This window comes from Actinomadura napierensis, assembly GCF_039529375.1.
Classification (GTDB): domain Bacteria; phylum Actinomycetota; class Actinomycetes; order Streptosporangiales; family Streptosporangiaceae; genus Spirillospora; species Spirillospora napierensis.
The window spans coordinates 1-26,270 of the sequence record NZ_BAAAMR010000126.1; the positions used below are offsets into that span (position 1 = coordinate 1).

Below are 26,270 nucleotides of genomic sequence, written 5' to 3' on the forward strand. Positions count from 1 at the left end.
GAGCCGCCCGCCACCCGGCCGTGGATGGGCCACATGTGCTCCATCATGTTCACCGACATCGCCTCCTTCAGCGCGCCCTACCGCAACGACACCGACCGGCTGGAGATGCGCCGGATCATGTACGAACTGCTGTGGGAGGCGTTCGCGGAGTCGGACCTGCCGTGGGACGCCTGCCACCGCGAGGACCGCGGCGACGGCGCGCTGATCGTCGTCCCGCCCGAGACCCCCACCGCCGCCGTGCAGCCGATCGTCGCGCGGCTCGCCGCGTCGCTGCGCCGCCACAACCGCTCCGCGCAGGAGGCGGTCCGCATCCAGCTGCGGATGGCGCTGCACGTCGGCCCGGTGACCTCCGACGCGCAGGGCGTGTCCGGCTCCTCGGTGGTCCATACGGCCCGGCTGCTGGACGCCGGCCCGCTGCGGCGCCGGCTCGCCGAGACCCGCGCCGACCTCGGCTTCGTCGCCTCCGCGTTCGTGTACGAGTCGGTGCTCGCGCACGCGCCGGACCACGACCCCGCCGACTACGCGCCGTTCACCTGCCGGGTGAAGGAGTCGCGTCTCAGGGGCTGGATGCACTTGTTCGATGCGGCCTGATGTACTCCCCTGCCGCGCCAGCTGGGCGCGGCCACGACGTCGCCGAACGCGAACAGAATGCGGCCCGGATGGCTACATCGCATGGTCAGTGTGCCTGGCGTCCCCCGACCTCACCCTTCTGCCTTCGTGGAATACCGTCCGGCTGGAGCCGCGCCCCGCCATTCACCGAGAGGCGACAGCTCTCATATGTTGCCGGGGCCTTGTGCTCGCCGCCGCAGCGATCGAGCTGGAGGACCGGCCCAACAACGACATCCGGTGGGACCAGCTGCACTTCTCGATGACCGCGCACACCGCCCAAGACGTGGTGACCGAGCTGGTCGGAGCCCGGTGCTGGACCTGGCGACGATCGACTTCAGGTCATGCTGAAGGAGCATGTACTCGCAGTGCTGGCAGCCCGAGCACTGGTGGTTGTAGCAGCCGCAGCCAGGGCACTCAGGGCACACCGGGGGTGGGGATGCGGTCGCTGACATGCCGCTTGGATCCGGTACGTCACCTAATGCGACTCTTCGCGCACGCGGAAAGCGATCCCGCCTGGCGCGCGCGGGCCGGGCGGGTCAGGGGATCTGTTCGACCCGGACGCCAGGAACCGCCTGGTAGGCGTCGGGAGTGGCGGTGAGCAGGGGCCAGCGGCGCCATCGGGCCGACCATGCGGCCTGGGCGGCGTCCACGGGCAGGTCGGACGCGGTCGCGGTGAGCTGCCCGGTCTGCTGGGCGATCACATGGTCGAGGTCGTCGATGTGGACGACCTGCATGGCGGGCAGCCGTTCCAGGACGGCGCGGCCGTGGTCGGGGACGGTCTGCCAGGCGCGCGCGAGCGCCGCCGCCGGGATGACGATGGTGGCGTGCGTGGCGATGGACGCGCGCAACCGGGCCCGGACATAGATCGTCTTGCCGGTGGCCAGGTCCAGCAGGGCGGTCGTGTCAACGACGTGACCGGTGATCACGCAACATTCCGGTCGGGTCGCGTGTCGGCCTCGATGAGGCGGTCGACCAGCGCCTGCTCGTCAGGGCTCGCCGGCCCGAACAGCTCGTCGACGGTGGCGGCGTCCCGCAGGTACGCCAGCTTGAGTTGCGCGGCGTCCTGGAGGAATCCCGAGACCGAGCGGATCACCTTGTCCTCGGCGAGCCCCTGCAGGGTGGCCGCGAGTTCGTCGGGCAGCGTGATGTTCAATCGAGCCATGCCACCACAATACACACTCTGCACCCGGCCAGTGTGTATTCGGCTGCTGCTCGCGGCGCCGGAGGGCGGCTCATCGTGCGCGTGTGCCCTTCGCCGTGCCCTTCGCCGCTTCGGCCCGGACGGCGTTGAGGATGCGGCGTGCATGGTCGGGGTGGACCTCCAGGGCGTCCGCGACGTCCTGGACGCTCAGGTCATCGCCCGCTTCGGCGAGCATCTGCTGCACGCGTGTGCGGCGTGCCTCGCCGCCGAGCACCTCCCAGGGCGGGGTCTCGCGGCCGGCCTCGGTGAGCTGGTAGATCCGGCTCCGGCCGACCTTCTCGCTCACCAGCAACCCGGCCTGCTGCATCTTGGTGAGCGTGGTGTGCAGGTTGGTGGGCTTTGGGCCGCCGCTCCGTTCCGCGATGGCCTCGGCGATCTGGTAGCCGTTGCGGGGGCCTTCGGCGAGCACCTCCAGGACGTGGAGCTGGACCTCGCCGCGGCGGCGGCGCTCGGTGGTGTCGGTGGTTCCGGCGGCGCGGCCGCCGCCGGTCCCCCGGCCGGGCCGCTCGAAGTCGGTCAGGTCGTCCCGACGCCAGTGCAGCACACCGCCGATCTGGATCGGCTCGGGGATCAGGTGCGGCTGCTTGTTGAGGTAGTACTGAAAGGTGACGGGCGAGATGCCCCAGACTTCAGCGGCCTCGTGTAGGTCCAGCAGGTCGTCGGGGTGGTCGACGATGGGCAGGTCCGGGATCGGCTCGCCAACGGCGTGCGCGTGGATCTGAGCGGCGTCGTACAGGCGCTTGTTGCCGCGCTTGGCGCCTCCCCGGTTGTTCACCGGCTTGGGCAAGGTGGGGTTGTCAAAGAGCCCGGCGCGCTTGCCGGCGCGCAGCGACACAAAGCCGTGGGCGCTGGCGACGTCGTCGTCGGTGATGGCCGTGCGGCCTGCGCGGATCACGTATCCGGTCCTTTCCTGCCTGATCGGTGACGAGCCTAGAGCCTTGGCTGCTGGGCGGGTGCGCGCGTCGGGGTCCGCCGACGGCACGGCCGGTTGGGCCAGCGGGGCCCAGTGCACGCAGCGCTGGCAGGTGGCGGGGTGGTCGATGGGCGCGGCCAGCCGCATCGGATTGGCCCGGTGGGGTGTCTCGCACAGAGCCCGCCCAGCGGGTGGCGGCGCCGCTTGGCCAAGGTCACCGATACGGCTTCCTGTAGGGGGACCACATGCTGGAGTGCGGGGCGGTCCGCGCGCCGTCCGCCGCGCTCGTTGGGCCGCACTTCGACGGGGATGGCGCACCGTGCGAGCACGCTGCGCCACTGGTGCAGTTGCCGTGTCCGGGCTCGCTCGGCGGTGGCCTGGCGGACGGCGGTGGCGGCCTGGTCGCGGGCTCGGGCGGCGGCTACCGGTGAAGGCTCGGGCGGGTTCAGCCCACGCGCGTTGGCCAAGACCAGCTGGCGCGCGTCTTCGGTGCTGATGCCGTACAGCCCGGTGGGCGGCATCCAGAAGCCCAGGACGGCGGTGCACCACTCGTGTCCGCGCCGGGCGATCACTGCGCTCATGACCGGGAGTTCCCCGGGGTCGATGAGCGAGCCGCGGGGCCCGGGCGGTTGCGCGGAGTTCCTCGTACTGGGGGGTAGGTGGCTTCGGGATGGGCGCGGAGCCGGTCGAACAGGGCGGAGGTCGGCATGTCATCTCCTGGACATAGAAGCGGGCGGCCGAGGAGCCGCGCGCGATTGGCTGAGGTGGGGACTGCGGCGCCGGTGGCGGCCCGGGCGGTGCGCCCCGGCCGCCACCAGCGGTCAGTCGAGCAGTCCGTCGGCCTCGGCCGCAGCGTCGTTGAGCCGGACGAGGGCGATCCGCTCGCGGACTCCGCAGGTCTGTTCGGTGCGCGTCGTCTGGTCGAACACGCTGTACCAGCAGGTGTCCGGTTCGGTGATGGTGGCGTTGAGCGCGAACAGCAACTCCTCCAAGGCCTCGTCGGGCTCGGTGCTCTGGGTGACCTCCTGGGCCTTGATGGGGTCCCCGCAGTGGTCGCAGCGGACGATGTCGTCGCCGGCGTCCAGGTCGGCGCGGCTGTAGGCCATGCGCAGGTCGCTGACGCGCTCTCGCAGCAGGACGCTGGTCCGCTGGAAGGCCGGATAGGTCATGCAGCGGCCAGCGCACAGCCAGGCGCACGTGGATGCGGTAGACGATCGGCCGGACGGGGCCGCCGGGGCAGCGTGTGCTGGTGTCAGCGGGGTTCTCCTTCTGCTCGTCGTGCGGTGGGTGATGTATCTGGCTGGACGCCATCCCGGCCCGACACAAAGAACAATACTGTAAATATTTAACCCTGGGGGATGGGTGGGCATTGTGTCCTGGTCCGGCCGCTCGCACGGTGGTCACGGTGACGCCTACCGCGCCAGCCGGGCGTCGGGGCGTGCCTGGCGATGAAGGGGTGCTCGAGCTGCATCACGGCGTCGGTCTCGCAGATCTGGGGGGCCGTACAGTTCGCGGGCGGTGTAGATGGCCAGGTCCAGGTGAGCGCACTCGCAGGTGGGCACTTCGGCGATGGATGCGCGTTCCCGGCGGACGTGGCGCCAGTCCTCGCCCGAAAAGGATGCAACGCCCGGACAGAGGCGTCGGAAAACGATCTTGGACTCACAGGGTCTCCGTCGGGGGCCCGTCTCATGCCGGGAACCCCCTACCTGCCGCCCGAGGAAACCTGACCCGCCAGTCTGCGCCAAACTGAAGCGCCGCGGGCCTGCCGGGCGGCGGTCCCGAGCCGGCGATCTATACCGGCGGCGCTCCGACCGTCGCTCGCGCCGCCGAGGTCGGCCAGTTCGGCGTCGCCGTCCTGTTGGCCGGTCGGTTGCTGCTCGCACCCTGCCTCGGCGCCAAGTGCCGACGCTCGAGAGCGCCCCTATGGCCCTGGCTCGTCCCGGGGCGCTTCGTGGATATGAACCTCATTAATATCTCTGGCCTGAACGACGCTCCCACCAACGCGCCCATTGAAGATGTTCTGCCGCCCACCCTCGGGATCTTCGGACATTTTTTCATGGCGACTTGACTTATTCTCCCTTAAGGCTGGCCAGCGTTCCTTTGCCTTACACTCCAAGATGCGTATCAGCAGGTCAGCGGCACCGTAGGCCAGACGAGAGAAGAAGACAAGCGCTGCAATAATGGCAACCGCGGCCGCAAAGAAAGCAACGACCTGGGAATTTTCGGGGAGTTTCTGGGCAGCCTGAACACTACGACCCCAGAGAAGGGGTGGTGCTCAAGTAAGGCAAATCTATGCCCTGCTCCTGTCTATTCTCACGGGGCCCGACCCTGCCTAGGTGAGATTCGTCGTTCAGTGATCAGTGATTCGCGATCACATCCTCACGGAACATGCTCTCACGGACTAGGCGCTCGCCGCATTCACCACGGCGCCGAGGTGGGCTAGGGCCGGCGGCATCTCCGGCGATCGCGCCGGTACGAGCGCCGCCCACGCGGCAAGCCGCTCAGCCGCGCGGGCGAGGCGGCGCACACACCTCCGCTCCGACCCTCTGATCTGCGAGATGATCCCTTCCCGGCGCATTCTGGCCGTGCCCCTGGCAGGGGGCGCGACCGTGGACTCTTCCCTCGCCGCCGTTCGGACCGAGTAGGGCCGCCCGGGGCCTAAGCTGGAGGGATCACGCGGGCGTGCCCTTCGGCGCGGTCGTGTGGTGGGTAGGGCCGACGGGATGCCACCCGCCTTCGGGCGGTCCGCGAAAGCGGATCCCGTCGGCCCGTTAACGTTTCCGCCCGCCGCGGGACGCTGCCGCGTCGAGGAGCTGCGGCGGCCGCGAGGCGTCCGAACAGCTCGGCCTGGTCCTCGCAGCGTCCTGCCCGGTGAACAGTACTGTTGCGTCCAAGGTGACCTGACGCAGTCCCGGGGAAGGTGACGCATTCGTCTGTTGTCCCGCCTTATCTGACGCATGATCGCTAAGGTGCGATGGTCGGCAGGCTGATCGGATCTCTCATGGTGGTATGCGTCATGGTTCCTGATCGCTTCGTTCGTGCATTGGACGCTTTCGAAGGGGTGCTGACGGCGACGCCTTCTGATCGATGGCTCTCGCCTTCTCCGTGCGCGGGTTGGTGCGCGGTCGATGTGGTGGGGCATGTGACCGCTGGTTTGTTGGTGGTCGAGGCGCGCGCTGCTGGCCGGCCGCTTCCGGAGGCCGATCCTGATTGGCGTGAGCTGGCGGGTGAGGATCCGGTGGCAACCTGGCGTCGGGTGCGCGCGGAGATGATGGCCACGCTGGGGCCTGATGCGCTGGCCCGTCGGATTCAGCTGGCCACTGGCCGGGAGATCACGCTGAGCGAGTGGCTCGAGGGCTATCCGCTTGAGCTCGTTGTGCACGCATGGGACTTGGCGCAGGCCACGGGGCAGTCGGTCGTTTTCGACGCCGACTTGGTGCGCTCCGCTCTGGAGACAGCTGAGGGGATTGCCGGGTGGGTCCGTGAGGCGGGGAAGTCGGGGCCCGCGGTTGTCGTGGCGAAGGGTGCCGATGATCAGACACGCCTGCTGGCCATGATGGGGCGCGGCTCGCTCGGAAACTGACGGCGGCGACATGGATGCGGCGTCCCGCCTAACCTGACGCTTCCCAGCTCAGCTGCGTCAGGTTGGGCGGGACACAACAAGTACGGTAGGGCACGGCCGGGCGGCGAGGTCGTGCCATGTCGTACCCTCCGCCGGGCGCGCCCTGCGGAACGTGGCGCATCAGCCCGGGCCTGCGCAGGGTGACCACAGGCCTGCCGCGCTCGAACCAGCCGCCCAGGTAGATGCGCCGGATCCTCTGCTCTCAGCGCGCGACGGCAACCGTGGAGTGCTGCTGCTCGGGTGGCACGTCTGCTGCCACGCGGGAGCGCGTCCGGCTTCAGATCTCCTGCGACACGTAAGCAGGCGACCGAGTAACCGCTCGCAGGCAACTGGGTGGCGGGCCAGGACGCCGCGCAGCTTGGGGGCCGCGCGCCAGAGAACAGCACTCAGCTCTCCCTCACCGGCCCGTGGTCGAAATGTCCATCACTGCCTGTATTCTCGCGGCTTTTTCAGACTGGCAAAACACGAGGTGGCCATCTAGATTGCAGGCATGCCCAGGGGACGTCCAGCCGCTCCTAAGCCGGTTAACCTGCACGAACTGCTTGCTCGCCTCCATGCGATGCATGTCGAGGCAGACGACCCGCATCATGACCTCTGGCCGGACCCCGACGACGTCCTGGGCGTGCTCGCCTACACACGCGTGCGTCATCGCGCTCTCTTGCCCGCCACCGACGAGCAACGGCAGCGAGCCGACCAGGCGGCGACCCGCCTGACGATCATCCGTGCCGTTCGTACCGCTCTTGACAACGAAGAGCTCTCAGCGATCGATGATGCCCGTGCTGCTGGAACCCAGTGGGCTGCGATCGCGGAGCTTCTCGGCCTTGAGTATCCGGGCAGCGCGATGAATCGTCGCAACCGCTTGCTCGGAGCACTGGAAGACCCGCAACGGCGCCGTACTCCCGCGGCCGGCAACGCGGTCATTGTGAAGCGTCTGCGCGAGCGCGACCGGGAAGGCCGAGCGGCGGCAGCGATAGCACGCCGCCACGGGCGCATCGTAGAGGCGGCCGAGGCCCTGCTCGCGCACGCGGACGAGCTGGAGGTCAGCGACGAGTGCGCAACGATCTGGCTGGCGGGCGTTCGCGAGTCCCTGGACATCGTTCGCCCGACAGCTCGCGAGCAGCAGCGCTTGGCCAACTATCTCGGGATCACGATCGGTGAGATTCTCTCCCAGGCTTTGTCCGAGGGCATCCCGCCCGCTCGTACCCCAGAGGCTCACGCGGCCCTGGCTCGGGCGTCAGCGCTTCGCGATGAGTTGCACCAGGCGCTGTACACCGAGTCGGAGCAATGATTCGGGATAACCGCAGGTTCTGACAAAAGGCACTGCCCTCACAGCTCAAGGGTGACGTAAGGGTCGACTACACCCTTGGAGTTATCAGCTTGCAGGGGCTGGCGGCGAATCAGGCTGCCGGGGGCCTGGCGATCGAGCCGGCAGCCGCTCCAAGCTGGTCATCACCGGATGGACCTCGCCCCCATAGTCGCATACGGCCCTGAGCGGCCCTCTCAGCCCTCTTTCCCTCTCCTCCACCTCCTTACCTTCGGATGCCCCGATTCGACCCTCAGGGATGATCTCAGAGCGTCTCTTTTATGACTATTCGTCCGTTATGACCGCTTCAAGTGAAGGGCTGCCCGCCGACCGCACCTGCCTCAGGCGCCAGGTTCTCGCCCAACAGAGTTGAGGCCCGGAGAGCAGGCGGACTTTTACCTGCCCGGACTGGCCTCCCAAATGAGGCGTTTCAGCAACGTTGGTAGCCACCAAACCTCATAGCGAACCGCGGAACTCCTTGGTGCAGCACAGCATCGAACAGCACTCCCCCCTCTGCTTCCTGCCTAGGCGTCGTGGGCCGTGGCTGATCAGCTGCTGGCTCGGCAGCCGGCAGGCATCCTGTGCTTCGTACGGGGGGACTGACCGCGCTTGCTGCGGCATACACAAGCCTCCGCAGCGCTCTGAACGGCGACTCCTCAGGCGACTCGCTGCACTGCTCCCACTAGCCGTGACCAAGGAACACTGAACCTGCAAGTGGTGCCGGCCTCCCATCTACCGGAGTTAGCTGCGGAGCATGCGGCCCGGGCCTTGGACTCCACTCATGTGTGTCTCAGCAGAGCACAGGCCGTACTTAGAGTTCTGTCACCTTCGACAGCCGATGCGTCTACGGATCCCAAGGCTGCCGCCCCTATGGGCCTGGACCAGCCGTTTCCCCTGATCTCGTTGGAGAGCTGAGGTAAGGCAGATGTCGGTGCTGACTCCTATGGCTTCGTCAGAGCTGTCGTGTGCTCCCCACATCTCGCCGTCCGCCAGATAGTGCGATCGGCTTCCAGGAAGGTCATCCCACGAAGAGCACCGGGACGTGCGCACCGATGTGCCCTACCGTCTCAAGGCTGTCCGAGTGACGCTGAGATCCCCTTGGCGGCCAGAGAACAACTCCCACCAGAACGCAACCAGGTCGGACCCTTGTGCCGGAATTGCAGACATGCATCGGATGCAGTCGAACTCGATGCGTGCGCTACGCGATGAGTCTATGACTGCATCAGCCGCAGTCAAGGCAACCACTTGGCGACATCGTTTCCTCGTGGGTGTCGACTGCATCTCGCCCACCTGCGGTTCGCATTGGTTGCAGCTGAGGCAGATGCTGTGGGGATCGCTGGTCGCTTCAGGGGCGCCAAGCAGTGGACCTCGCCTTGCTCATTCAGCTCCCAATAATGGGCGCAGGGCTCGGTTAAATTCAATAGAAGATCTAAGGTATCATCATACTGATGATCCACCAACCTGAGCATAATCCCAGGTCAGAGCATACATCTCTAGGATCGAGAGACTTGTCACGACACGTGTCAGAAGACTTGTCACGCATAGGTTCACAACGCTTACTAAAACACGTCGCGCACATAGACTCACCATTAGCCTTTAAGGTAGCTGTACATCAGGAGTCAGGCCATAATATTCAACAGGCACTTCGCTTGATGTTCAGCTCCCCTGTCTGCAGCGCTTGCCGTTATCCACTCGGCCACCGATCCTGCATTCTGCTCGACAAAGCTTGCTGCGGCGCCTTCTATCGGGCTCTTGCCTTTGCCTCGCACGGCTTATCTGGCGGACATTCATTTAACCCAGCAAGACAGGCGCTCAACAACTCTGCTCGCCAGGTTAGTTACTTTGCTTCATGGTTAGATTTTTCGTGCACACCAGGCTTATAGGCTGGCGTTAAGGTTCAATACAGGCTTGTTACTACGTCCCACAAAGCTGCACACTCGGGGTGGTACTATGTAGTAAGTCGAGCTTTCGGGAACCTGCCACAAGGAGTTGTCTGCTACATCCCCATGTGTATTGATTGCAGGTAATTGGCTAACCATGTGACTTAGACTGGCAAGTAGGTATGACAACCTGGATCAGGCTTCGTGCCATACAGCGTTTTGTGTATGGATTTCGGTGGCGGTTTACGCAGCTCTTTTTGCGTCTCACTCTGCGCCTCTGCCCATATGCCAAGAAGCATTTTGTCAAGCTTCTCGCCAAATACGGAGCTCTAACAGAGGTCAAGTACTTCGCATTACAGCAAGCGGAGTAGCAAAGAACGGATGTCGTCCTCTTCAGTAGCAGGCATGGAGCCTCAGCGACACGCGGCCCACCTTGCGTGGAGCAATCCCAGCAAACCCCTTGGCTTGGCGCTACGCTATGGACGCACCATCTAGACCGCCGAGGAGGACCGCCTAGCAGCGTGTAGCGAGCTGAGCGGCTCGGGCCCCCGCGGGGCCCGATTGCCGTCGCAGTCCCACGTGATTGCGCCGCCTGGGCTCGTCGGCCCTTGCTCCGGGGGGACCGACGAGGCCTCGGCCGTCGCGGGATCGCATGCCAGTGAAGCGGGTCGCTCCAACGACCTTTGAGGAGTTGACGCCTTGTCAGCGCCGATCGATGTGCCCAGCTATACCGGACCGTATACAGAGTTGTTCGAACGGCTGCCCGAGCAGCAGCAGGCGGAGCTCTCGGAGATCTACACCAAGCTGGACGCTCTTCCCGCAGGGCTGTCCATCACGGTCGGGAACCTCAAGGGAGGGGTGTCCAAGACCACGACTGTGATGTACCTGGCGCTGATGCTCGGCCTCAAGGGAGACTCGGTTCTGGTCGTCGATTCCGACGCCACCAATCGGTCTGCGCTGCTCTGGTCGGCCGCCAGCGCTGAGTGGCCGGACAACGTCGTGGTGAAGGCGTGGGCCGGCGACGACCACACGGGCAAGCGCATCACCGGCCGGGACATGGTGGAGCGTGTCAGGGCCGTCCGCGGTAGGTACCGGCATCTGCTCGTCGACACCGGGCCGCAGATGCGCGAGTACCTTGCCGCGGCGTTGAAGGTCACTCAGGACTTCATCGTGTGCAGCAGCCCGTATCCGCTCGACACGCAGCAGATCATGCCCAGTGTCGACCTGGCGGCAGAGGTCGAGTCCATGAAGGATGGGCCACTGTTCGTCACCGTGCTCATGTCCAAGGCACGCAAGGGGACTATTTCGTTGCGAGAGGCCCTCGAAGATCTGAGCAACGACGAGGTCGCCTACTTCGATCAGCCCATCAGCCAGCTGGAGACGTACGCACTAGGAGCAGGCTCAGTTCCCTCCGACTTCCGTGAGTACATCCAGGTCCTTGGTGAACTAGTCGACGCGCAGGAGGAATCGGAGTGAGCGCCAAGACGTCGCGCACCAGTGCGGCCCAGGCAAGGGCCAGGCTCAAAGCTGCACGTGAGCGGGTCGACACCGACGAGAGCGACGAGGGCTTCGAAGGCGACGGGAGTTCAGAGCTCCAGGCGCCCGCCACCTTTGCCAGTTCGTCGGCTGCGCCCGTATTCGAATCCATCAGTTTGCCAGAGCCCTACCAAGCCTCACCTGCCCCCGCGCCGTCGCCGTCCACACTGCCTCAGGAACTTCCCACACCCGATGGCGCTGCTAGCGGGGGACAGCATCAGAAGGGCACCGGAATCGATGTGTCCGCCGACCTCGTCGAGCGAGTACAGCGTGAGGCCAGGGCTCGCAGCCGCGGCGGCCAGGTCATCACGCAGACGGAGATCGTGCTGCAGGCCTTCGAGACGGTCTATCAACGGCTCCCGGCGCTGATCGCGCGCCGTCAAGCCCAGCAACAGGTGAGCTCTCCCTTGTTCGGTACTCGTTCTGTCCACGGATCTTCGAAGGTTGGAGCGATCAAGCGGCTGCAGATCCGCCCTACCTACGATCAGAAGAACCGCCTTCATGCACTGGCGGACCACTTCCAGATGCCTCTGAGCGAGCTGACTCGAATCGTGCTCTATGCGTATTTCCATCCGGAGGACGACGTTCCGCAGAGCTAAGACCAAGCTGCAGAGCCCCCTCGTGTAGGGCCGGACAGATCCTCGCTTCGCCTGCTGGCTCCAGGTCAGTGCCAGACGATCTTCGAGCACGCCGGGGTCCGGGCCCAAAGACGAGCGTCGTCTGGATCTTGACCACAGGATTGCTCCGGCTATGTGACAGCATCCGATCAGCGGTTCGCGACCCCAGCCAAGTGCCGGTGGTCGGCCCCGTTCCCTCAGTCGAACCGGCCGCGAAGGCCGGCGCGAACCTCGCGGTGTGGGCGATCGTCCGGACCACGGCGAGCGGATTGCCAGGCGCGTCGGATCGCCGAATTCGCCGACGGCGCACGGTGCCCGGGTGGTGTCGAACTAATGCTCAGCGGGCGCCACGCGAGCCTCCCACCAAGCGCCAACTATCCCGTGGGACGGGCTCTCGCGGCCGTAGCGCGCGTGTTACGCCAGATCCTTCTGACCGACCTGACTCGTGCTCCGGCACCTGCTGCACCTCCCGACGACCGGGCGCGCCTGTAGCGGCCCCTTTCGTCCGGAATCGACTGGTCGGCCCGCACCGGCAGGATATCCTCTGCGGGCCTCGCCGACCTTGGCCCGCACGGTGTCGGTTTGGACTTGGCCCACGACTTACGCACAGACACCGCCAGGCTCCTCACGGACACTGCGAACAGGTCAACACCCATCACCTCCACAGCGGCGACCAGCGCGTCCTCGTTTGGTCGCCGCTGTCCTCCTCAACGCCCGGGTCCGCGCTGCGCGCGATGAGCGCGAGCAGCCGGGCCACCGCTTCCTGCGATACCCGGCTGGCGATCAGTTGAGTCGACGAGGTCGTCCTCCAGGATTCGCTGGCTCGAGCTCGGCTCTTTGGACTCTGCGGAACGGATTTCCGTCGCATTGGCCTCTTCCCGAGTTCCGAACCGGTGGCTATGCGCACCGCCCACGGCGAGAACGATGTGCTCTCTGGTCATCCGTCGTCACGCTCGCTCGCTGAGGATCCGCTCGCGTTCATCGGGAGTCTTGGCGGCCATGAGTCGGCGAGTGAAGGCTGCGCCGCGTCGGGCGACTTCCTCGGCGACCGGCGGATACGCAGCGATGATCTCCCGTAGGGGCAGCGGTTCCGGGCTGGGGGAGGGGTCGGCTGACGGATCGCCTGGCGGCCCTCCTTCGATCACGTCGTCTGATACTCGGGCCGGATCCGGAATGGTGACCGTCGGCGTGCATGCTGCCTCCGGCTCGTCGGGAAACCCCTGATCCGACTGCAGAGGTTGGGGGGTGCGTTCGGTGTCGGAAAGACTTGTGGGGGAGAGGAGGTCCTGCAGTTCGGTCTCGATTTCGGCTGCCAGGTCGTCGTCGAGGACGTAGCGGTCGTGTTCGGCGAGCGCGGCTTCCAGGTCGGCCAGCCCGGCGGCTAGCGACCCACATGATTGCAAGAAGGCGCGCCAGTCTTCGCGGTGGGCGCGGTAGGTGGCGATGCGTTGGTTGTAGCGGTCGAAGCCGTCGACTTCGGCGGCGACCTCGTCCAGGGTGCGTTCGCCGCGGCGCCATCCGTTAGGGCCGTGTACGGCCAGGCCATGAGCGCCGAGGGTAGCGAGCCCGTCGGTGACGGCGCTGGACGACAGTACCGCGCGACGTTGCAGGTCGACCGGGCGGGCTTCGACGGCGTTGAGGATCTCGTACAGCAGGGCGCAGACGGTGCCGGCTTCGAGACCGAGCCAGACGGGGTGGCCAGTCTCGATGCGGCCGGCCTGTACAACGACTCGGGTGGTCTCGGCTCGGTAGGCATCGGGGATTCGTAGCGTGTATCTGTCGGCGTCGAGTTCGCGGCCACGCGCGACCAGGTCGACCAGCGGGTCGGACTCGTCGCGCAGGTCAGCCAGGACCGTCGCGACGGTGCGCCACGACAGGCCGCTCATCAGGGCAAGCGACCTGCAGCCAAAAGCAGTGGTGGTGTCACCGGTCAGTCGAGCGGCCAAGGCCAGCGCGCGCAGGACGACCCGGGTTGAGGGGGCTCGACGTCCCCACCCTTTACATCGTAAAGGGTCTCTCTCGGCTAGCCACACCGCAGTCTGCCACCGAGCCAGAGCCTCATGACAGCGCAGCGACAAGGCCGAAGCTTCGATCAGGGCACGGGGGACAGGCCAGTGCGGGATCTCAACGTAGGTCCCAGACGGGGGGTGTGTAATTAAGCTCGTGTGCGCGTTGCGGCCAGTGGTCTGCAGGGTGCGGGCGGTCGCGGCTTCGCGGACGACGGATTGCCAGTCGTGGGTCATCACGGCGCGGCGCTGAGCAGGGCTGCGGGTGCCCAGCAGGGCGCCCAGGCCAGCGAAGGCCCCACCGGGCCGGGCCTCTTCATGAACCTCGGTCAGGGTCCAGCCGCGGGCTGCGGCGCTGCGCAGCACTCCGTACCGCGCCTCCGACGGGGACGGATAGGGGCGTCCTTCGGGCTGCAGTTGGGGGTTTCTCCAGTCGCCGGTGCGGGCCAGCGTGGCCAGCCGACCCTGCAGCGGGCGGCGGCCGCCGCGCAATGGCACCCACGGTTGGCCCTGGACATCCAGATGCCACATTCCCGGTACTGGGGCCGACAGCGATGGTGCCGGATCTAGGGCGGTGCGCTCGGCGGTCAGTGCGTGCTGCAGCCGCTCCCACACCCGCGGTCCGCACGGGTGCCGGAGCACCGCGACCGCCTCGGCCAGCGGCATCGTCAACGCCATGAAGCCCAGCAGCGGCCCGGTCCGCGCGTAAGAGCCGTCGGGCTGCTCGACGGGGGTGCGCTTGTAGGGACTGCCGGCAATCCGGATCTGCCCGGACGGGCTGCGCATCGGTGCCGCGTCCAACGTTGGAAACCGGTCCGCCAGCGCGACGGCCATATCGCGGAGGTCCTCGAACGGGATCGGCCGGGCGAACTTGACGTAGACGTGGCGGCCGCCGCTGGGGGAGATGTCGTGCACGACGCGGCCGCCGCTCTCCTCTACTAGGGCGGCGAACGCGTCGGCTTCGGCCGCGACCAGGGCGGCGGGGTCGGCGGCGCCGGTCGCCTCGGCCTTGCTGATGTCGAAGTCGCCGACCAGGAGCCGTCCGGTCACCGTTCCGTCCGGGCCGACGGTGTAGATCGCGATGGTGCTCGACTCGGTGACGAGGTCGTCTCCGCCGACGCGGAACAGGTGTCGGCGACCAGCGGGGAAGTTGTCCCCACCGTCGGGGCTCCGCCGGGCCCAGGGCGTGGCCGCCAGCAGCCGAGACAACACCGGCCAGGTCTCGGCCGCGTCCGGCGCCGACCGAACATCCGCCGGGACGAACCGCGTCGTCACCGAGAGCCCTGCCGCGCTTTCGGTGGCCAGGCACGCCACCGACGGCGCGGTGGCCATCGGCGCGTGGAGGAGCTGGTCGGCTGTCGGCTCGTTCGGCGGATGCCCTCGGCGGTGGTTGGTCACCGGGGGCTCGCTTGCCTTGCGAGCGCCGGCGACAGGGCGCGCGCGGCGATGGACTCTTTACCTGCGGGGACGGGTGTCCCACAGCAAAGCGGGGACAAGTACCGGTGAGTCGGCACGTCTCCGCTTCCGCCACCTGGGTGACCACGGTGACGGTGACATGCGGCGGCTAGCAGCTGCCGACTCGACGGAATTTCGTCCGGGCATGCTTGGCTAACCGAAGGGCGTTGAGGTATTGTCGCCTCCGGACAAGCTTGCGCCAGGTCCACAACCGTCAGTTCGCTGGTTGGTCGCCGCTGGAACTGATGGCCCGGGATCTGGACCGATATGGAGATGAGAAAACGAGCGCCCCGCTGGGGCGCTCACTCATTTGTGCAGGTTGCGGTGCGCGTCACCTCCCGATGTCAGTCGGCCAGCCTTGCAGGCTGTGCTGAAGGGGGCGGTGAGGCGCACCGACGCAAAAAAACCCTTGCTCGGGAGAGGCGTCGTTGTGCGCGTGGCGGTGCTGGTGGCGCTGCCGTCAAAGGTGGTAGCGCCGCACGCGGCGGCCGGGGCCGGCCGCGAGAGATCGAGGGCGGTCGTCGCAGGCCGCGGCGAGCACGTAGTCGTGCTACGAGCGGCGGCCTGGAGCCGCAACGTGCGAGGCGCAAAAGGCGTGTCGCCCGTTGCGAACCCCCGCTGAGCGGGTACGCTCAACATCAGGTTTCTCCGGTGGATGGTTTGGATCTGCCGGTGGGACCTAGGGGCGGGACCCTCCACCACAAAGGGTTCCTTCCCGAGGCTACGGCGGCGGCGTCTCGCGCGGGCCTAGCTGGGCCGGTTGGCCGACCGGTCACAGTGGGCGCGGACGTTTCGCCGCCGCTGTCTTTTATGGAGTTATCCGTTCGTTCTCCTCACCCTGGCCGGGGTTGCGGATCACGTCCTGTGCGCGACCGTACCGGACGCGCGGGCGCGGTGGGGTGAGGCGCGCCGAGCCGCCGGTTCCACTTCGGTCTCGGGGGTAGGCGGTGCCGACGCTCGGTGTCCTCGACGGCTGCTCGCAGCGCTTGCGTTCTGCGGCTCGTTGGAGTCGGCACGCGCTGTGGTTGCGGCGGCTGGGACGGTCATGACCACCGCACCAGGAGTTGTTCGGGTCCGCGCATGGTGCTGCGTTTCCAGGCGATCTCATGCTCGGGAGTGACGGCTTGTAGAGCGGGGAAGCGCCGGATCAGTCCGCTGAGGGCGACCTGCAGTTCCATCCGTGCCAGGTGAGCGCCCAGGCACAGGTGGGGGCCATGTCCAAAGGTGATGTTGCCGGGGGCGGCCGGTCGGTCGGGGTTGAATCGGTCGGGGTCGGTGAAGGCGGCGGGGTCGCGGTTGGCTGCGGCTTTGGACACCAGGACCGTGGAGCCCGCGGGGATGGTGACGCCGGCGAGGTCGACGTCGCGGGTGACGGCTCGTGCCATGCCGTCGCGGGCGTCGATCGGCGTGATGCGCAGCATCTCCTCGACGGCGGCGGGGACCTGGCTGGGGTTGCTGCACAGGCGCTTCCACCAGTCGGGGTGCCGGTAGAGCAGCAGGTAGGTCATGTTCGCGAGCATGGCGGTGGTGGTCTCGAACCCCGCGACCAGGACGGCGATGGCGAGCAGGATCCGCTCGTGCTCGGTGACGTCGATGCTGGGGTCGGGGCTGTCGGCGGTGGCCAGGACCGACAGCAGATCGGTGCCGGGGGAGCGGCGGCGTTGGGCGAGTTGGGCCTCCATGTAGGCGTACAGCTCGCGCTGGGCGAGGCTGGCGGAGGCCAGTTCGGCGTCGCTGGCGCCGGGCCGGAGCCCGAGGAACGCGGTCGCCCAGTCCCCGAACTGGCTGCGGTCCTGGGCGGCGATGCCGAGCAGTTCACTGATGATGGTGACCGGGAGCGGCAGCGCGAGGTGCTGGATGAGATCGGCCGGCGGCGTGTGGCGTTCCATCGCGGTGAGCAGATCGCTGGTGATCTGGATGGCGCGGGGCCGCAGCTGCTCGGCGCTCTGCTGGGTGAAGGAGGAACGGACCATGTTGCGCTGGGCGCGGTGGCGAGGGCCGTCGATGTCGGGCAAGTAGGCCTGCTCGCGGAGGTCGTCCTTGACCGTGCACGCCTGGCGGGAGAACGTGTCGGCCTGCGCGAGGACACGGCGCACGTCGGCCATGCGGGTCACCAGGATGACGTCCTCGCCCTCGACGGTGGTGACCGGTGCGACCGGGCATCGGCGCTGCAGGTCCAGGTACTCGGGCGGCAGGTCGAGTCCCGGGCAGTGCTCGTACCCTCCGGGGAAGGGGTAGTCCGGGGTGGGCAATGGTTCTCCTCGGCGCGTCCTGGGTCTGCGTTGCCGACCCTACGAATCGGCGATAACAGGGACGATCACATGGTGACCCGATCCTGATCGTTTCCGATTCGTGACCTTGTGTCCGCTAGGTAGCAGAGCGGGGTGAAGGGGAGTCCGAGGCGGTAGTGAGCGACGGCGCCGGAGGCTGGCGAGCGGCGCCGATGCGGTGGGGCCGCGTCGGGTCGCGGCGCGGTTAAGGCAACGCGCGCCTAGCGGTGCCGCAGCGGCGACATGGCGGCGGCGTAGGCGGTGTGAGTAGGGTACGCAGCGCTCCTCGATGATCGTTTCTTTCGGCAGGTGATCAGTGGTGGGCCTCCCGCCTTCCGACCGCGGCGGCACCGGCGGCGCCGACGTCCCCTCCGATGAGCTGCTCGGTCAGGTGGCCTCGGGGCACCTGCAGGCGCCGCGGTTGGACGAGGACGAGGTCGCGGTGTGGTTCCTGGTGGACTCCGCCGCGCTGAGTGCGGCCGAGCGTGACGAGCTGCGGCCGGTGGCGCGCGGCGCGCTCGCTGGTCCGGCGGCGCCCGCTGCTGGGCAGGACCGGCCGGGCGGGCGAGCCGAGGGGGAGCAGACGGCGCGCGGCCGGGAGAGCGGTGCCGCGGAAGCCGCCCGGTACTGGCTGGTCCCGGCGCGGCCGCGGACGCTGCGCCGGGCTCTGCTAGCGCGCCCGCCCGCCCGGGTCCGGCCGGTCGAGCAGGCGCCACCGGTGTTTGGCGGCTCGGTCGCTCTGCACGATGGGTTCGTGGGCGCCGAGGCGGCGCCGGCGGTCGCTGGGGTGCTCGCGGTGGCCGTGCGGGAGATATGGGGCGGCTTCGACCAGACCGCGACCCTGGTCTGCCGGGATGGGCGGGAGGTGTACGCGGCTGCGGGCGAGGACGGCGCGCTGCTGCTGGAACAGCATCGGGCGCCGGCGCACTCCTCGCTGGAGGAGTTCGGTGCCGCCATGTGGAGCCTGCTGGCCGACGACACCATGCCATTGGCCCCGTTCAACCAGGACCTGATCACCGCGGTGCTGCGTCGCGTGCTCGGCCGCCCGGGCATCGTGTGGGGCACTCCCGAGACCGAGGTGAGCCTCCTCGGCCAGGCCGCCGCCGTGGCGTGGGTGGCTCGGCTTCGCCGGCACGCCGCCCGCTCCGGCCCGTTGTCCGATGAGGATGCATTGTCAGTGCAACCGCCGGCGTTGCGTGAGCTGACGCGGTCTTCCGCTGCCCGGCCGCGGCCGGCGGCGAGCGAGATCCGCTGCGCGCCGGTCTGGGCGCTGCTGTGGCAGGAACTGCAGGCCGGTGAGGAGCTCGTGCCGGGCATGGCCGCGGCCGATGCGGCGTGGCGCGACCCGGGCGTGCTGGTGATGCGAACGCACATGTGGGCGGGCGATGCCGCGCGCGCCTTTTCCGAGCTGCGTGGTGTCGAGTGGTTCCAGCACCCGCGGCAGGCGTCGGTCGTCGAGCAGACGCTGCGTGCGCTGCCGTGACGTCGCCTGTTGCGCATGAGACCTCTGAGGCGACTCCAGTGGCAGGGATGGGCCGCCTGCCGGGTTGGTGGCCAGGTCGCCGCTCGGGGCATTTTTAGGAGCTGTCGCCGCCTTGGCCCTGTTTCGGCTTTGGCCCTGCCTTCGGAGGGGTTTCGATCGATCCGGGCGATCCGCTTGATCGACACATTGCGGCGCAAACGGCAAGATGGGGGACCGCATCGGCTAGGCAACGACGTGAGCGGGGGGTGCGGTGCACATCGCAGTGCTCGGAGAGCTTGACCTCGAAGGCGTTGTCATCGAGGAGGGCAACCGGCACCCGGCAAGGCGGCTCCGAAATCTGCTCTGCGTTTTGACCGCGGCCGCCGAGATCGGCGACCCGGGCCACGGTGGCCGGGCGGTGTCCACGCCGGAACTGCTGCGGCTGCTGTGGCCCGACGACATCTACCGCAACTTCGTCCAGCCGCTCCGCCAAGTGGTGTACCGATCGCGTCGGCTCATCGGCGAGGGCCGCCTGATCAGTGAGAAGGGTCCTGCTGGCCAACTGCACTACCGGCTCGTCAAACGGGACGGGGAGGACACTACCGATCTGGAGCGCTTCACCTGGGCTGCCACCCTGGCCGAGCAGGCACGCAACGCCGACGATCTCGAACGCGCGGCGGATCGGTACGACGAGGCGCTGGCACTGTGGCGTGGCGATCCGAGCGATCCGTTCCCCGACTTTCCGGACATGAGCTCGGAAATGTGGTTCCGGCCGCTGCTGGCTCGCCGGCGGCAGGTCATCGAGTCCTACGCCGAGGTGCACTTGGCGTTGGGCCGGCACTCGGAGGAGTTGGCGGACGCCCTCCGCGGCTTCCTGCGCGGTGACCAGCGGTTCAACGAGCACTTGCATGCGCTGTACATGCACTTGCTCTACCGCCGGGGTGAGCGCGGTGAGGCTCTGGCTGCGTTCAGCAAGGCTTCCCGGCTGCTGGAGCAGGCCCATGGTCTCGGCCCCGGCATCGGGTTGCTCCGGATGGAGCGGCGTATTCGCCGAGGCGACCCGGACCTGGATTGGACAGCGCCTAGCGCACCGGTCGTGTTATCGGCCGGCTGGGGTGGAGCTCCCAGCGTGGCGGGGGTCTACGACATGACCTTGGGCGGCAGGGACCATGGAGAGCCTGACAGGAGCTTCGTACAAGACCTCATCGACCGCACCGGAACTGACACTCCGCAGGTCGCGGTCGAGAACCGCACCTGCATTGTTCGGATGGTGCGGTTCTTGTGCAAGGAGGGCATCCGGCAGTTCCTGGACTTGGGGTCGGGGATGCCCGAGCCGCAGGGACGTGACGTTCCGCGCATCGCCCGGCAGATGGTCTCTGACGTTCGTATTCTTATGGTCGACAATGACCCGCTCGCAACCCTCTACACGGGCGCGATGATGATCGCCGACGGCAAGGATGTGGTGGTCCGCGAGCTGGACATCCAGGACGTCGACAGTGTGTTGGACGAGGCCCGCGCCCATCTGGACTTCACTGAGCCCGTGGGCTTGATCTGCGCCAACACCCTGCAGTACATTCCAGCAGTTCCGGTTCCGTCGGCTTCACGCGAACCGGAAACAGATCGGTTCACCGATCGCGTCGCGGCGATGATGCAGCGCTACGTCGACGCGCTCCCCGCCGGTAGTTACCTGGCGCTCACGCACCTGAGCGATGACCGGCTCCATCCGGGGATTTTGCCGCACCTGGACTACCGCAGCCCCTACGCCGAGCTGCCCATGCATCTGCGGAGCCCCGAGCAGATCGAGCGGATGTTCTGCGGGCTGCCGCTGGTCGGCGACGACATGACCGACGTCGGGAACTGGCGCCCCGAAGAACCCTTCACCGAACGGCAGATGCGGATCATCGGAGGGATCGCGTTCAAGGAGTAGGCCCGAGCTGATTCGACTCCGTCAGCGCAGCGGGGTGTCCCTCCGCACGGCCTGGAGTCCCGGCGTCAATGCGCGCACCGCCTCCCGGTCAGCACAGACGATTGGGGGGACACGCGTCGACCCTGCACGCCATGCTCTAGCCGCGCCCCCTCCTGGCCGACGCTTCGGTCAGTGCGGTTCCCGGCGCGTTTTTCCAATTTCGTGCTGCATGTGATCGTTGGTGTGAACGCGCCCCCTTTACCGTGCTGAATGCACGGTCGTCCTTGCGGCAGGACATGTGCTCGTGTGCGTCCGGTCCCCGTGCCGGGCGCACACGATCTGCCCTGGCGGAGGCCGGCTCGCGTGGCACGTGGATGAGGAGGATGGGCGTGAGGATCGCGGTACTGGGGCATCTGGAGGTTCATGACGATCGGATGCAGCCGATCGATCTCGATGAGAGTTACCGCCGCAAATGGACGGTGCGGAATCTGCTGTGCGTGCTGGCGTTGGCGGACTGGTCGCTGTCGGTGGCGCAACTGACGTCGCTGCTGGGCGAGGGGGAGGAGGCGCTGAGCTCGGTTGGTCTGCGGTCGACGGTGTACAAGGCGCGCACCGTGCTGGGTCCCTTGGAGAAGCGTCTGGTCACCGAGAAGACCAGCAGCGGGATCAACCAGTATCGGCTGGTGCGCGAGGAAGGCGACATGTTCGATGTCGCCGACTTCGAGGCGTTGGCGGCGCAGGCCATCCACGCCCGGGTCGCCGGTGACCTGCCGACGGCAGAGGATCTCTACGATCGCGCGCTGGCGTTGTGGCGCAGTGAGCCCGGGGAGGCTCTGCTGCCCGACTTCCGTATGACGCCGACCATGCGTGCCTTCATTACGCCGCTCCTGGAGCTGCGTGCCCAGGCGGTCCAGGCGCTGATCGAGGTGCGGCTGGAGCTCGGGCGGCATGATCCGGGTCTGGTCGAGACGATCCGGCGGTGCCTGGCCTTCGACGCGCTCGACGAGCGGCTGTACGGGCTGCTGATGCTCACGCTGCACCGAATGGGGCGGCGAAGTGAGGCACTGCGGGCTTTCGAGGAGGTGTCGCTCCTGCTGGCCGGCCAGGCGGAGGCGATCGAGCCGGCACGGATGCTGCACGGGCTGATGGCGCGGATCAGGGCCGACGATCCCATGCTGATGCATTGCTCGCCGAAGGAGGCGCTTCAGGTCCACAGATCCTTGCGCCCCGCCGCCTTGGCCGGCTCGGCTGCCTCCGCCCAATTTGCCCATACCGAGCTCCGGCGTCCGGCCGCGCAGTCGGCGTGAGGTGGCTGGCGGCAGACAGCGCACCGCCGTGCCCGCGCCGCCGTAAGTTGCGGCGCCCTGACCGCCCCAGCCCGATCCACCGGTACTTCCGGGATGCGGGTGACTTGAACGGCGAAGCAACTATTCCCGACACGGAGTAGGTCACGGTGCTTTCCTACCGTGGGTCTGCGACGACGCCGAATGCGCGATTGGGAGCGACCTTGTGAACAACTCGTCTCTGCTGCCCAACCTTCCGGCCTCGGGCGCGGCTGCGCTCGGTGCCGAGGACCAGCGCCGGATCCGTGAGATGGTCACCTATCTCACCTCCGGCAGCACTACCGAGGCGCTGACCAACGCGCTGCCGCTGGGAACCGACCGCGAGATGGTCGACGCGGTCGCGGAGCTGTGCGAGCTGGACCACGGCGGCGTGCTGATCATTCCACCCAGCGTCGAGGCCGCCACGGCCCACCTGCGCGCCCTCGGCTTGCAACCGAGCACCCCGATCGCCAGCACCGTGGTGCGCGACCGGCTGTCGCGGCGCTACCGCCTGCCCGCCGAGGCCTTGGACGTGCGGGTCGTCCACGCGCCGGTGGCGGCCGACTCATCTCGCGCCGTGACGGTGTTCTGCGCGCCACCCGGCCTTCCGGCGCCGGTCGCCCGCAGCGAGCGGCTCAGCGGCCACGAGACGCACGTCGCGGTGCGGCTCCGCGGCGACGCCGACCAGCCCCTGGCGTGGGTGTACGACCTGCTGGCGCAACAGGTCCGCGGGCTGGTAGCCGACGGCGGCGGCTACAACCCCCTACTCGGAAAGGGTGGCCGTACGGTGATGTACTTCCGGTCCGAGGGCCGCACCTGGCACGCGTGGCCGCGCCGGCTGGCGGTCGTCGCCGACGGGCACCACGAGCAGCTCCTGCAGGAGCACCTGACGGCCAGCACCGATGCCCAGCCGCCCTGGTCGTACGGTGCGCGCGGCGGGCACGGGACGCGCAACGCCGCTTCGCCGGCCCGCCCGCCCGCCGGCCTGGGTGCCTGGCCGAACGCCGGGCCGGACTGCTGGCTGGACGGAGTGGATGGCGGGGCCGATGCTGAGGACCGTCGTCTCCTGCAGTTGCTGACCGGCGCATGGGTGACCCAGGCCCTGCGGACGATGGTGGCGCTCGACCTCGCCGACCACTTGGCGCGCGGCCCGTTAACGTGTCTGGAGCTGGCCGACCGTTCCGGGGCCCGCCCGGATCTGCTGCACCGGTTGCTGCGCGCGCTGTGCCATCCCTGGGTCGGAGCGCTTCAGGCTGCCGGTAAGGGGGCGTTCGCGTTAACCGGGCTGGGATGGCGGCTCACCCGCGAGCACCCGGCCTCGATGCGGCACACGGCGCTGCTGTACGGCGATCTGTTCTATCTGTCCTGGTCCGCCCTGGTGGAGGGCGTCCTTGACGGCGCCCAGCCGTTCACCACGCTGTTCGGGCAGGGAGTGGGTGAGTATCTTGCCCGCCACCCCCGCCAGGGCGCGGTGTTCGACGGAGCGAGAGCCGAGGAGACGCAGGCCTTCGCCGACCTGGCCGCCGTGGTGGACCTAGGGCCCGCGCGGACGCTCGTCGACGTCGGCGGCGGCAACGGTGAGCTGCTCTGCCACCTGCTCGAGGCGTATCCGCTGTTGGACGCGCGGCTGCTGGACCGCTCGAGAGCCATCGGCACCGCACGGGTGAACCTGAGCTCGCGAGGGCTCCTGCCGCGCACCACCCTGGTCACCGGCTCGGTCACCGAGCCGCGGTCCATCCCGCGCGGCGCCGATGTCTACGTGCTGACGCGCATCCTGCACGACTGGGACGACGACACCTGCCTGGAGATCCTGCGGGGAATCCGCGAGGCCGCAGCCGACGACAGCACCCTGCTGATCATCGAGAGGCCGCTCCCCAGCGACTTCACCCATCCCTCTGTCGCGGCGCTGACGGACCTGCACATGCTCGTCACCCACGCCGGTGGTGGCGAGCGCACGAATGCGCAGTACCGGGCGCTGCTGGAGCGAGCCGGATGGACGGTGGCCGACGAGCGGCCGCTGACGCTGGACATGACGGTGGCGCTGGCCTGCCCCACGGTCACCGACCCCGGCACTACCTCTTCCCTGCCGGTGGGGCTGTACAAGTACGCACGCTGAGACCTTCACAGCGGTCAGGCGCGCGGGTGGAGAAGGGCGGGATGGTGCGGGTGTGTACCCATGCGCCGCTGCCGCCTTCCGCTGGACAGATGGGGGTCGTGGTGCAAGAGCTGCTGATCGGAGGGTTCTTCGGGCTGCTCGCCTGGGACCTGGCCAGGACCTGGTGGAAGGACCGGGCACGTCGACGGGGGGTGGCGCGGCGTTGGGGCCGCCGCCGCGCCAGCGCGGTGTGGGACGATCCGGTCGTGCCGAACATGTGGACCTCGGCAGATTTGTGTTGGATGCGTTTCCACCAGATCAGCATGCCGACCTGTGCGACGTTGGGCTGCTCGTGCGTGCGCGACGGTTCGTGCCGGGCGCGGGAGTAGCGCCACCTCCAAGCGGGCCACGGTGCTCCCCAAGCCGGCTTCGGGAAGGTGCTGCGAGGCTGTCGGATAATGGGGCCGGAGTTCCTCAGGTGGGAGCGGACACGGGGCGACGGCGGGTGGTCGAGGCGTGCAGGGGCGGCGGTCAGCATGTTCCTGGCGCGCGCGGCGTGCTGCGCCACCCGCGCTGGCGGCAGCGGCGCGGCGGCCGCGACGAATGGCGGCGGCACCGGCGAGCCCGGTGCGGGCGCGGACGGTGCAGGCCGGGGCATGGTCGGGAGATGGCCGTCAACGCGGCTGCAGCACGAGGACGGAGCAGGGCGACACGCTAAGAGTGAGGATGGGATGCAGCGTCATCGGCTTGTGGACGCTCAGCACGAGGCAGCATCCTGAGGCTCGGGCATGGAACGACCGGTCCTTGGTGTGTGGCCGGAGCATGCGAAAAAGGGCTCGTGCGGGAGCGCTGGGTCAGAACGAACGGCGCACAGCATCAGATGCACCACATCGATGCACCGTTCGTATGCACAAATGCTATGCACTGTGCATAGGCACTGGCATCTGCACGTGCCTATGCACAGTCAAATCCGGAGCTGGATCAAGGGCCGGCCTGAGCTGAGGGACGGCACGGAAGGCGCTGCCCGGTCCCGTCGGTGGTCTCGGGCTCGGCTGAGCAACGGTCGTATATCCAACGATGTTGGTCTTGAACCGGGATTTCTCGCGTTTCTTTGATCGTTGTCAATCTCTACCGCTAGGGTTCGTGCCGGTCCTGGTACTTCCGTGGGGGTTGGTGGTGTTGGTGTCGCGGTTTTCTCTCAAGATCAGGTCGGGGGGCGGCCCTCGTAATGTCCGGTGATTGGGTGGTCTGTGTTCTCTGACGGTTGTCACTGTCGGTTGTGGTCGCCTGGGACGTAGCAGCTTCAGGGGGCGCCTGCGTCGGTGGCGGTGCGGCTGGTCTGTTGGTCGGTGTAGCCGAGCATGCGGGCGATGACCGGGGCTGGAGCCTGGAGAACGAGGTGGCGAAGGGCGCAACTGGAAAGACTGGACACCGTTTACATCGTGGCCGATCTCCCTCAACGGAAGATCTATGTGTACGGGGCCGGACTGGAGGGAGACTAGCCCCTTTCCGCAGGCAGCCCAGCAGCCGCGAACGCAGTGCGTGAGATTCGCGCCTGGGCGAAGAGCAACGGTATCCAGGTCAACAACCGGGGCAGGATCCCCCGCCGGTGTCGTCGAGCAGTACGAGGTCGCCCACTAACCAGCGTTAATTGGTGATGCCGGGTGTGGTGGTGAGGGTGAGGCCGGTGGGAGGCAGGCAGCCGTCGATCACGTGGGGGTGGTGCTGGATCATCTTGAGCCGGTGTCTGACCATGCCGGCCCGCGGGGAGGATCGGAACGGCCAGTAGCGACTGGCTCTGGAGAGCGGGGCGGGGTGTCGCTGGGTTTGCGGGAGTGACCTTTTGGGACGGGGTTTTCCGGACGGCGTCGCGGCAGGTCGCTAGTGAGCCTTTTTCAGCGGCAGTTCCGCGTGCGCTGATCACAGCGTGATCGCGGACGGCGTGGGCGGTGCCGGACGTCAAGAAACCCCTGGTAGGACGGTTGATCTCTCACAACCCCCGTCCCCACCAGAGGCCTCACATGCTTTTGTACCGTGCTTCGCTGCCGTTGTCTCGTCAGACCCTGGCCTACG

Annotated in this window: 19 protein-coding genes; 12 read left to right on the forward strand and 7 right to left on the reverse strand. The window is 67.7% G+C overall.

The window, feature by feature from the left end:
• On the forward strand, positions 1-591 hold a 591-nt coding region (locus ABD296_RS41985; RefSeq protein ID WP_344281402.1), incomplete at its 5' end, for a nucleotidyl cyclase domain-containing protein.
• Between the two features lie 554 nt (positions 592-1,145).
• Here the strand turns inward: ABD296_RS41985 and ABD296_RS41990 are convergent.
• The 3 genes from ABD296_RS41990 to ABD296_RS42000 form a co-directional block, all read right to left on the reverse strand.
• A complete protein-coding gene (locus ABD296_RS41990) occupies positions 1,146-1,535 on the reverse strand; it encodes a hypothetical protein (protein WP_344281405.1) in 390 nt (129 codons plus the stop codon).
• On the reverse strand, positions 1,532-1,771 hold the full coding sequence (locus ABD296_RS41995) for a ribbon-helix-helix domain-containing protein (protein ID WP_344281408.1): 240 nt from the start codon (positions 1,769-1,771) through the stop codon (positions 1,532-1,534). Before ABD296_RS41995 ends, ABD296_RS41990 begins: the two co-directional genes overlap by 4 nt.
• A gap of 70 nt (positions 1,772-1,841) precedes the next feature.
• A complete protein-coding gene (locus ABD296_RS42000) occupies positions 1,842-2,705 on the reverse strand; it encodes a PadR family transcriptional regulator (RefSeq protein WP_344281411.1) in 864 nt (287 codons plus the stop codon).
• A 263-nt stretch (positions 2,706-2,968) separates the two neighbouring features.
• Between ABD296_RS42000 and ABD296_RS42005 the strand changes: the two genes are divergently transcribed.
• Positions 2,969-3,154 (forward strand): hypothetical protein, encoded by a 186-nt coding sequence (locus tag ABD296_RS42005; RefSeq protein WP_344281414.1) that lies wholly within the window; start codon positions 2,969-2,971, stop codon positions 3,152-3,154.
• Positions 3,155-3,544: 390 nt separating this feature from the next.
• On the opposite strand, the gene ABD296_RS42010 is transcribed toward ABD296_RS42005, so the two are convergent.
• Positions 3,545-3,892 (reverse strand): hypothetical protein, encoded by a 348-nt coding sequence (locus ABD296_RS42010; RefSeq protein WP_344281417.1) that lies wholly within the window; start codon positions 3,890-3,892, stop codon positions 3,545-3,547.
• Between the two features lie 1,805 nt (positions 3,893-5,697).
• Between ABD296_RS42010 and ABD296_RS42015 the strand changes: the two genes are divergently transcribed.
• Positions 5,698-6,306: a TIGR03086 family metal-binding protein gene (locus tag ABD296_RS42015; protein WP_344281419.1), complete on the forward strand. Its 609-nt coding sequence runs from the start codon at positions 5,698-5,700 to the stop codon at positions 6,304-6,306.
• 28 nt (positions 6,307-6,334) lie between these two features.
• On the opposite strand, the gene ABD296_RS50735 is transcribed toward ABD296_RS42015, so the two are convergent.
• Positions 6,335-6,538 (reverse strand): DUF6349 family protein, encoded by a 204-nt coding sequence (locus ABD296_RS50735; RefSeq protein ID WP_407061573.1) that lies wholly within the window; start codon positions 6,536-6,538, stop codon positions 6,335-6,337.
• A gap of 366 nt (positions 6,539-6,904) precedes the next feature.
• Here ABD296_RS50735 and ABD296_RS42020 point away from each other — a divergent pair, with 366 nt between their 5' ends.
• The 3 genes from ABD296_RS42020 (at position 6,905) to ABD296_RS42030 (ending at position 11,663) form a co-directional block, all read left to right on the forward strand.
• The gene (locus ABD296_RS42020) at positions 6,905-7,633 is read left to right on the forward strand and encodes a hypothetical protein (protein WP_344281421.1); all 729 of its coding nucleotides are present in this window, start codon (positions 6,905-6,907) and stop codon (positions 7,631-7,633) included.
• A gap of 2,594 nt (positions 7,634-10,227) precedes the next feature.
• On the forward strand, positions 10,228-11,004 hold the full coding sequence (locus tag ABD296_RS42025) for an AAA family ATPase (RefSeq protein WP_344281424.1): 777 nt from the start codon (positions 10,228-10,230) through the stop codon (positions 11,002-11,004).
• Positions 11,001-11,663 carry a hypothetical protein gene (locus ABD296_RS42030; RefSeq protein WP_344281427.1) on the forward strand — a complete coding sequence of 221 codons (663 nt, stop codon included), beginning with the start codon at positions 11,001-11,003 and terminating at the stop codon, positions 11,661-11,663. Before ABD296_RS42025 ends, ABD296_RS42030 begins: the two co-directional genes overlap by 4 nt.
• 965 nt (positions 11,664-12,628) lie before the next feature.
• Here ABD296_RS42030 and ABD296_RS42035 read toward each other — a convergent pair.
• Together ABD296_RS42035 and ABD296_RS42040 are read right to left on the reverse strand one after the other, a co-directional pair.
• A complete protein-coding gene (locus tag ABD296_RS42035) occupies positions 12,629-15,085 on the reverse strand; it encodes a hypothetical protein (RefSeq protein ID WP_344281430.1) in 2,457 nt (818 codons plus the stop codon).
• A 1,100-nt stretch (positions 15,086-16,185) separates the two neighbouring features.
• Entirely contained in the window at positions 16,186-17,394 is a 1,209-nt protein-coding gene (locus ABD296_RS42040) for a cytochrome P450 (RefSeq protein ID WP_344281433.1), read from the reverse strand.
• A 337-nt stretch (positions 17,395-17,731) separates the two neighbouring features.
• Between ABD296_RS42040 and ABD296_RS42045 the strand changes: the two genes are divergently transcribed.
• The 6 genes from ABD296_RS42045 (at position 17,732) to ABD296_RS42070 (ending at position 25,855) form a co-directional block, all read left to right on the forward strand.
• Positions 17,732-18,895, forward strand: a complete 1,164-nt coding sequence (locus tag ABD296_RS42045; RefSeq protein WP_344281435.1) for a hypothetical protein — start codon at positions 17,732-17,734, stop codon at positions 18,893-18,895.
• Positions 18,896-19,145: 250 nt separating this feature from the next.
• A complete protein-coding gene (locus tag ABD296_RS42050; protein WP_344281437.1) occupies positions 19,146-20,801 on the forward strand; it encodes an SAM-dependent methyltransferase in 1,656 nt (551 codons plus the stop codon).
• 368 nt (positions 20,802-21,169) lie between these two features.
• The gene (locus tag ABD296_RS42055) at positions 21,170-22,087 is read left to right on the forward strand and encodes an AfsR/SARP family transcriptional regulator (RefSeq protein ID WP_344281439.1); all 918 of its coding nucleotides are present in this window, start codon (positions 21,170-21,172) and stop codon (positions 22,085-22,087) included.
• 202 nt (positions 22,088-22,289) lie between these two features.
• Positions 22,290-24,218 (forward strand): methyltransferase, encoded by a 1,929-nt coding sequence (locus ABD296_RS42060; protein ID WP_344281442.1) that lies wholly within the window; start codon positions 22,290-22,292, stop codon positions 24,216-24,218.
• A gap of 89 nt (positions 24,219-24,307) precedes the next feature.
• Positions 24,308-24,586: a hypothetical protein gene (locus ABD296_RS42065; protein WP_344281445.1), complete on the forward strand. Its 279-nt coding sequence runs from the start codon at positions 24,308-24,310 to the stop codon at positions 24,584-24,586.
• A 1,149-nt stretch (positions 24,587-25,735) separates the two neighbouring features.
• The gene (locus ABD296_RS42070; RefSeq protein WP_344281448.1) at positions 25,736-25,855 is read left to right on the forward strand and encodes an Lsr2 family DNA-binding protein; all 120 of its coding nucleotides are present in this window, start codon (positions 25,736-25,738) and stop codon (positions 25,853-25,855) included.
• Positions 25,856-26,270 lie beyond the last annotated feature (415 nt).

Excerpts from the sequence above, each read along its gene's own strand:
- ABD296_RS41995 (WP_344281408.1), bottom strand. The coding sequence starts at position 1,771 with ATGGCTCGATTGAACATCACGCTGCCCGACGAACTCGCGGCCACCCTG.
- ABD296_RS42005 (WP_344281414.1), top strand. The coding sequence starts at position 2,969 with ATGCTGGAGTGCGGGGCGGTCCGCGCGCCGTCCGCCGCGCTCGTTGGG.
- ABD296_RS42010 (WP_344281417.1), bottom strand. The coding sequence starts at position 3,892 with ATGACCTATCCGGCCTTCCAGCGGACCAGCGTCCTGCTGCGAGAGCGC.
- ABD296_RS42015 (WP_344281419.1), top strand. The coding sequence starts at position 5,698 with ATGGTCGGCAGGCTGATCGGATCTCTCATGGTGGTATGCGTCATGGTT.
- ABD296_RS42020 (WP_344281421.1), top strand. The coding sequence starts at position 6,905 with ATGCATGTCGAGGCAGACGACCCGCATCATGACCTCTGGCCGGACCCC.
- ABD296_RS42065 (WP_344281445.1), top strand. The coding sequence starts at position 24,308 with ATGGGGGTCGTGGTGCAAGAGCTGCTGATCGGAGGGTTCTTCGGGCTG.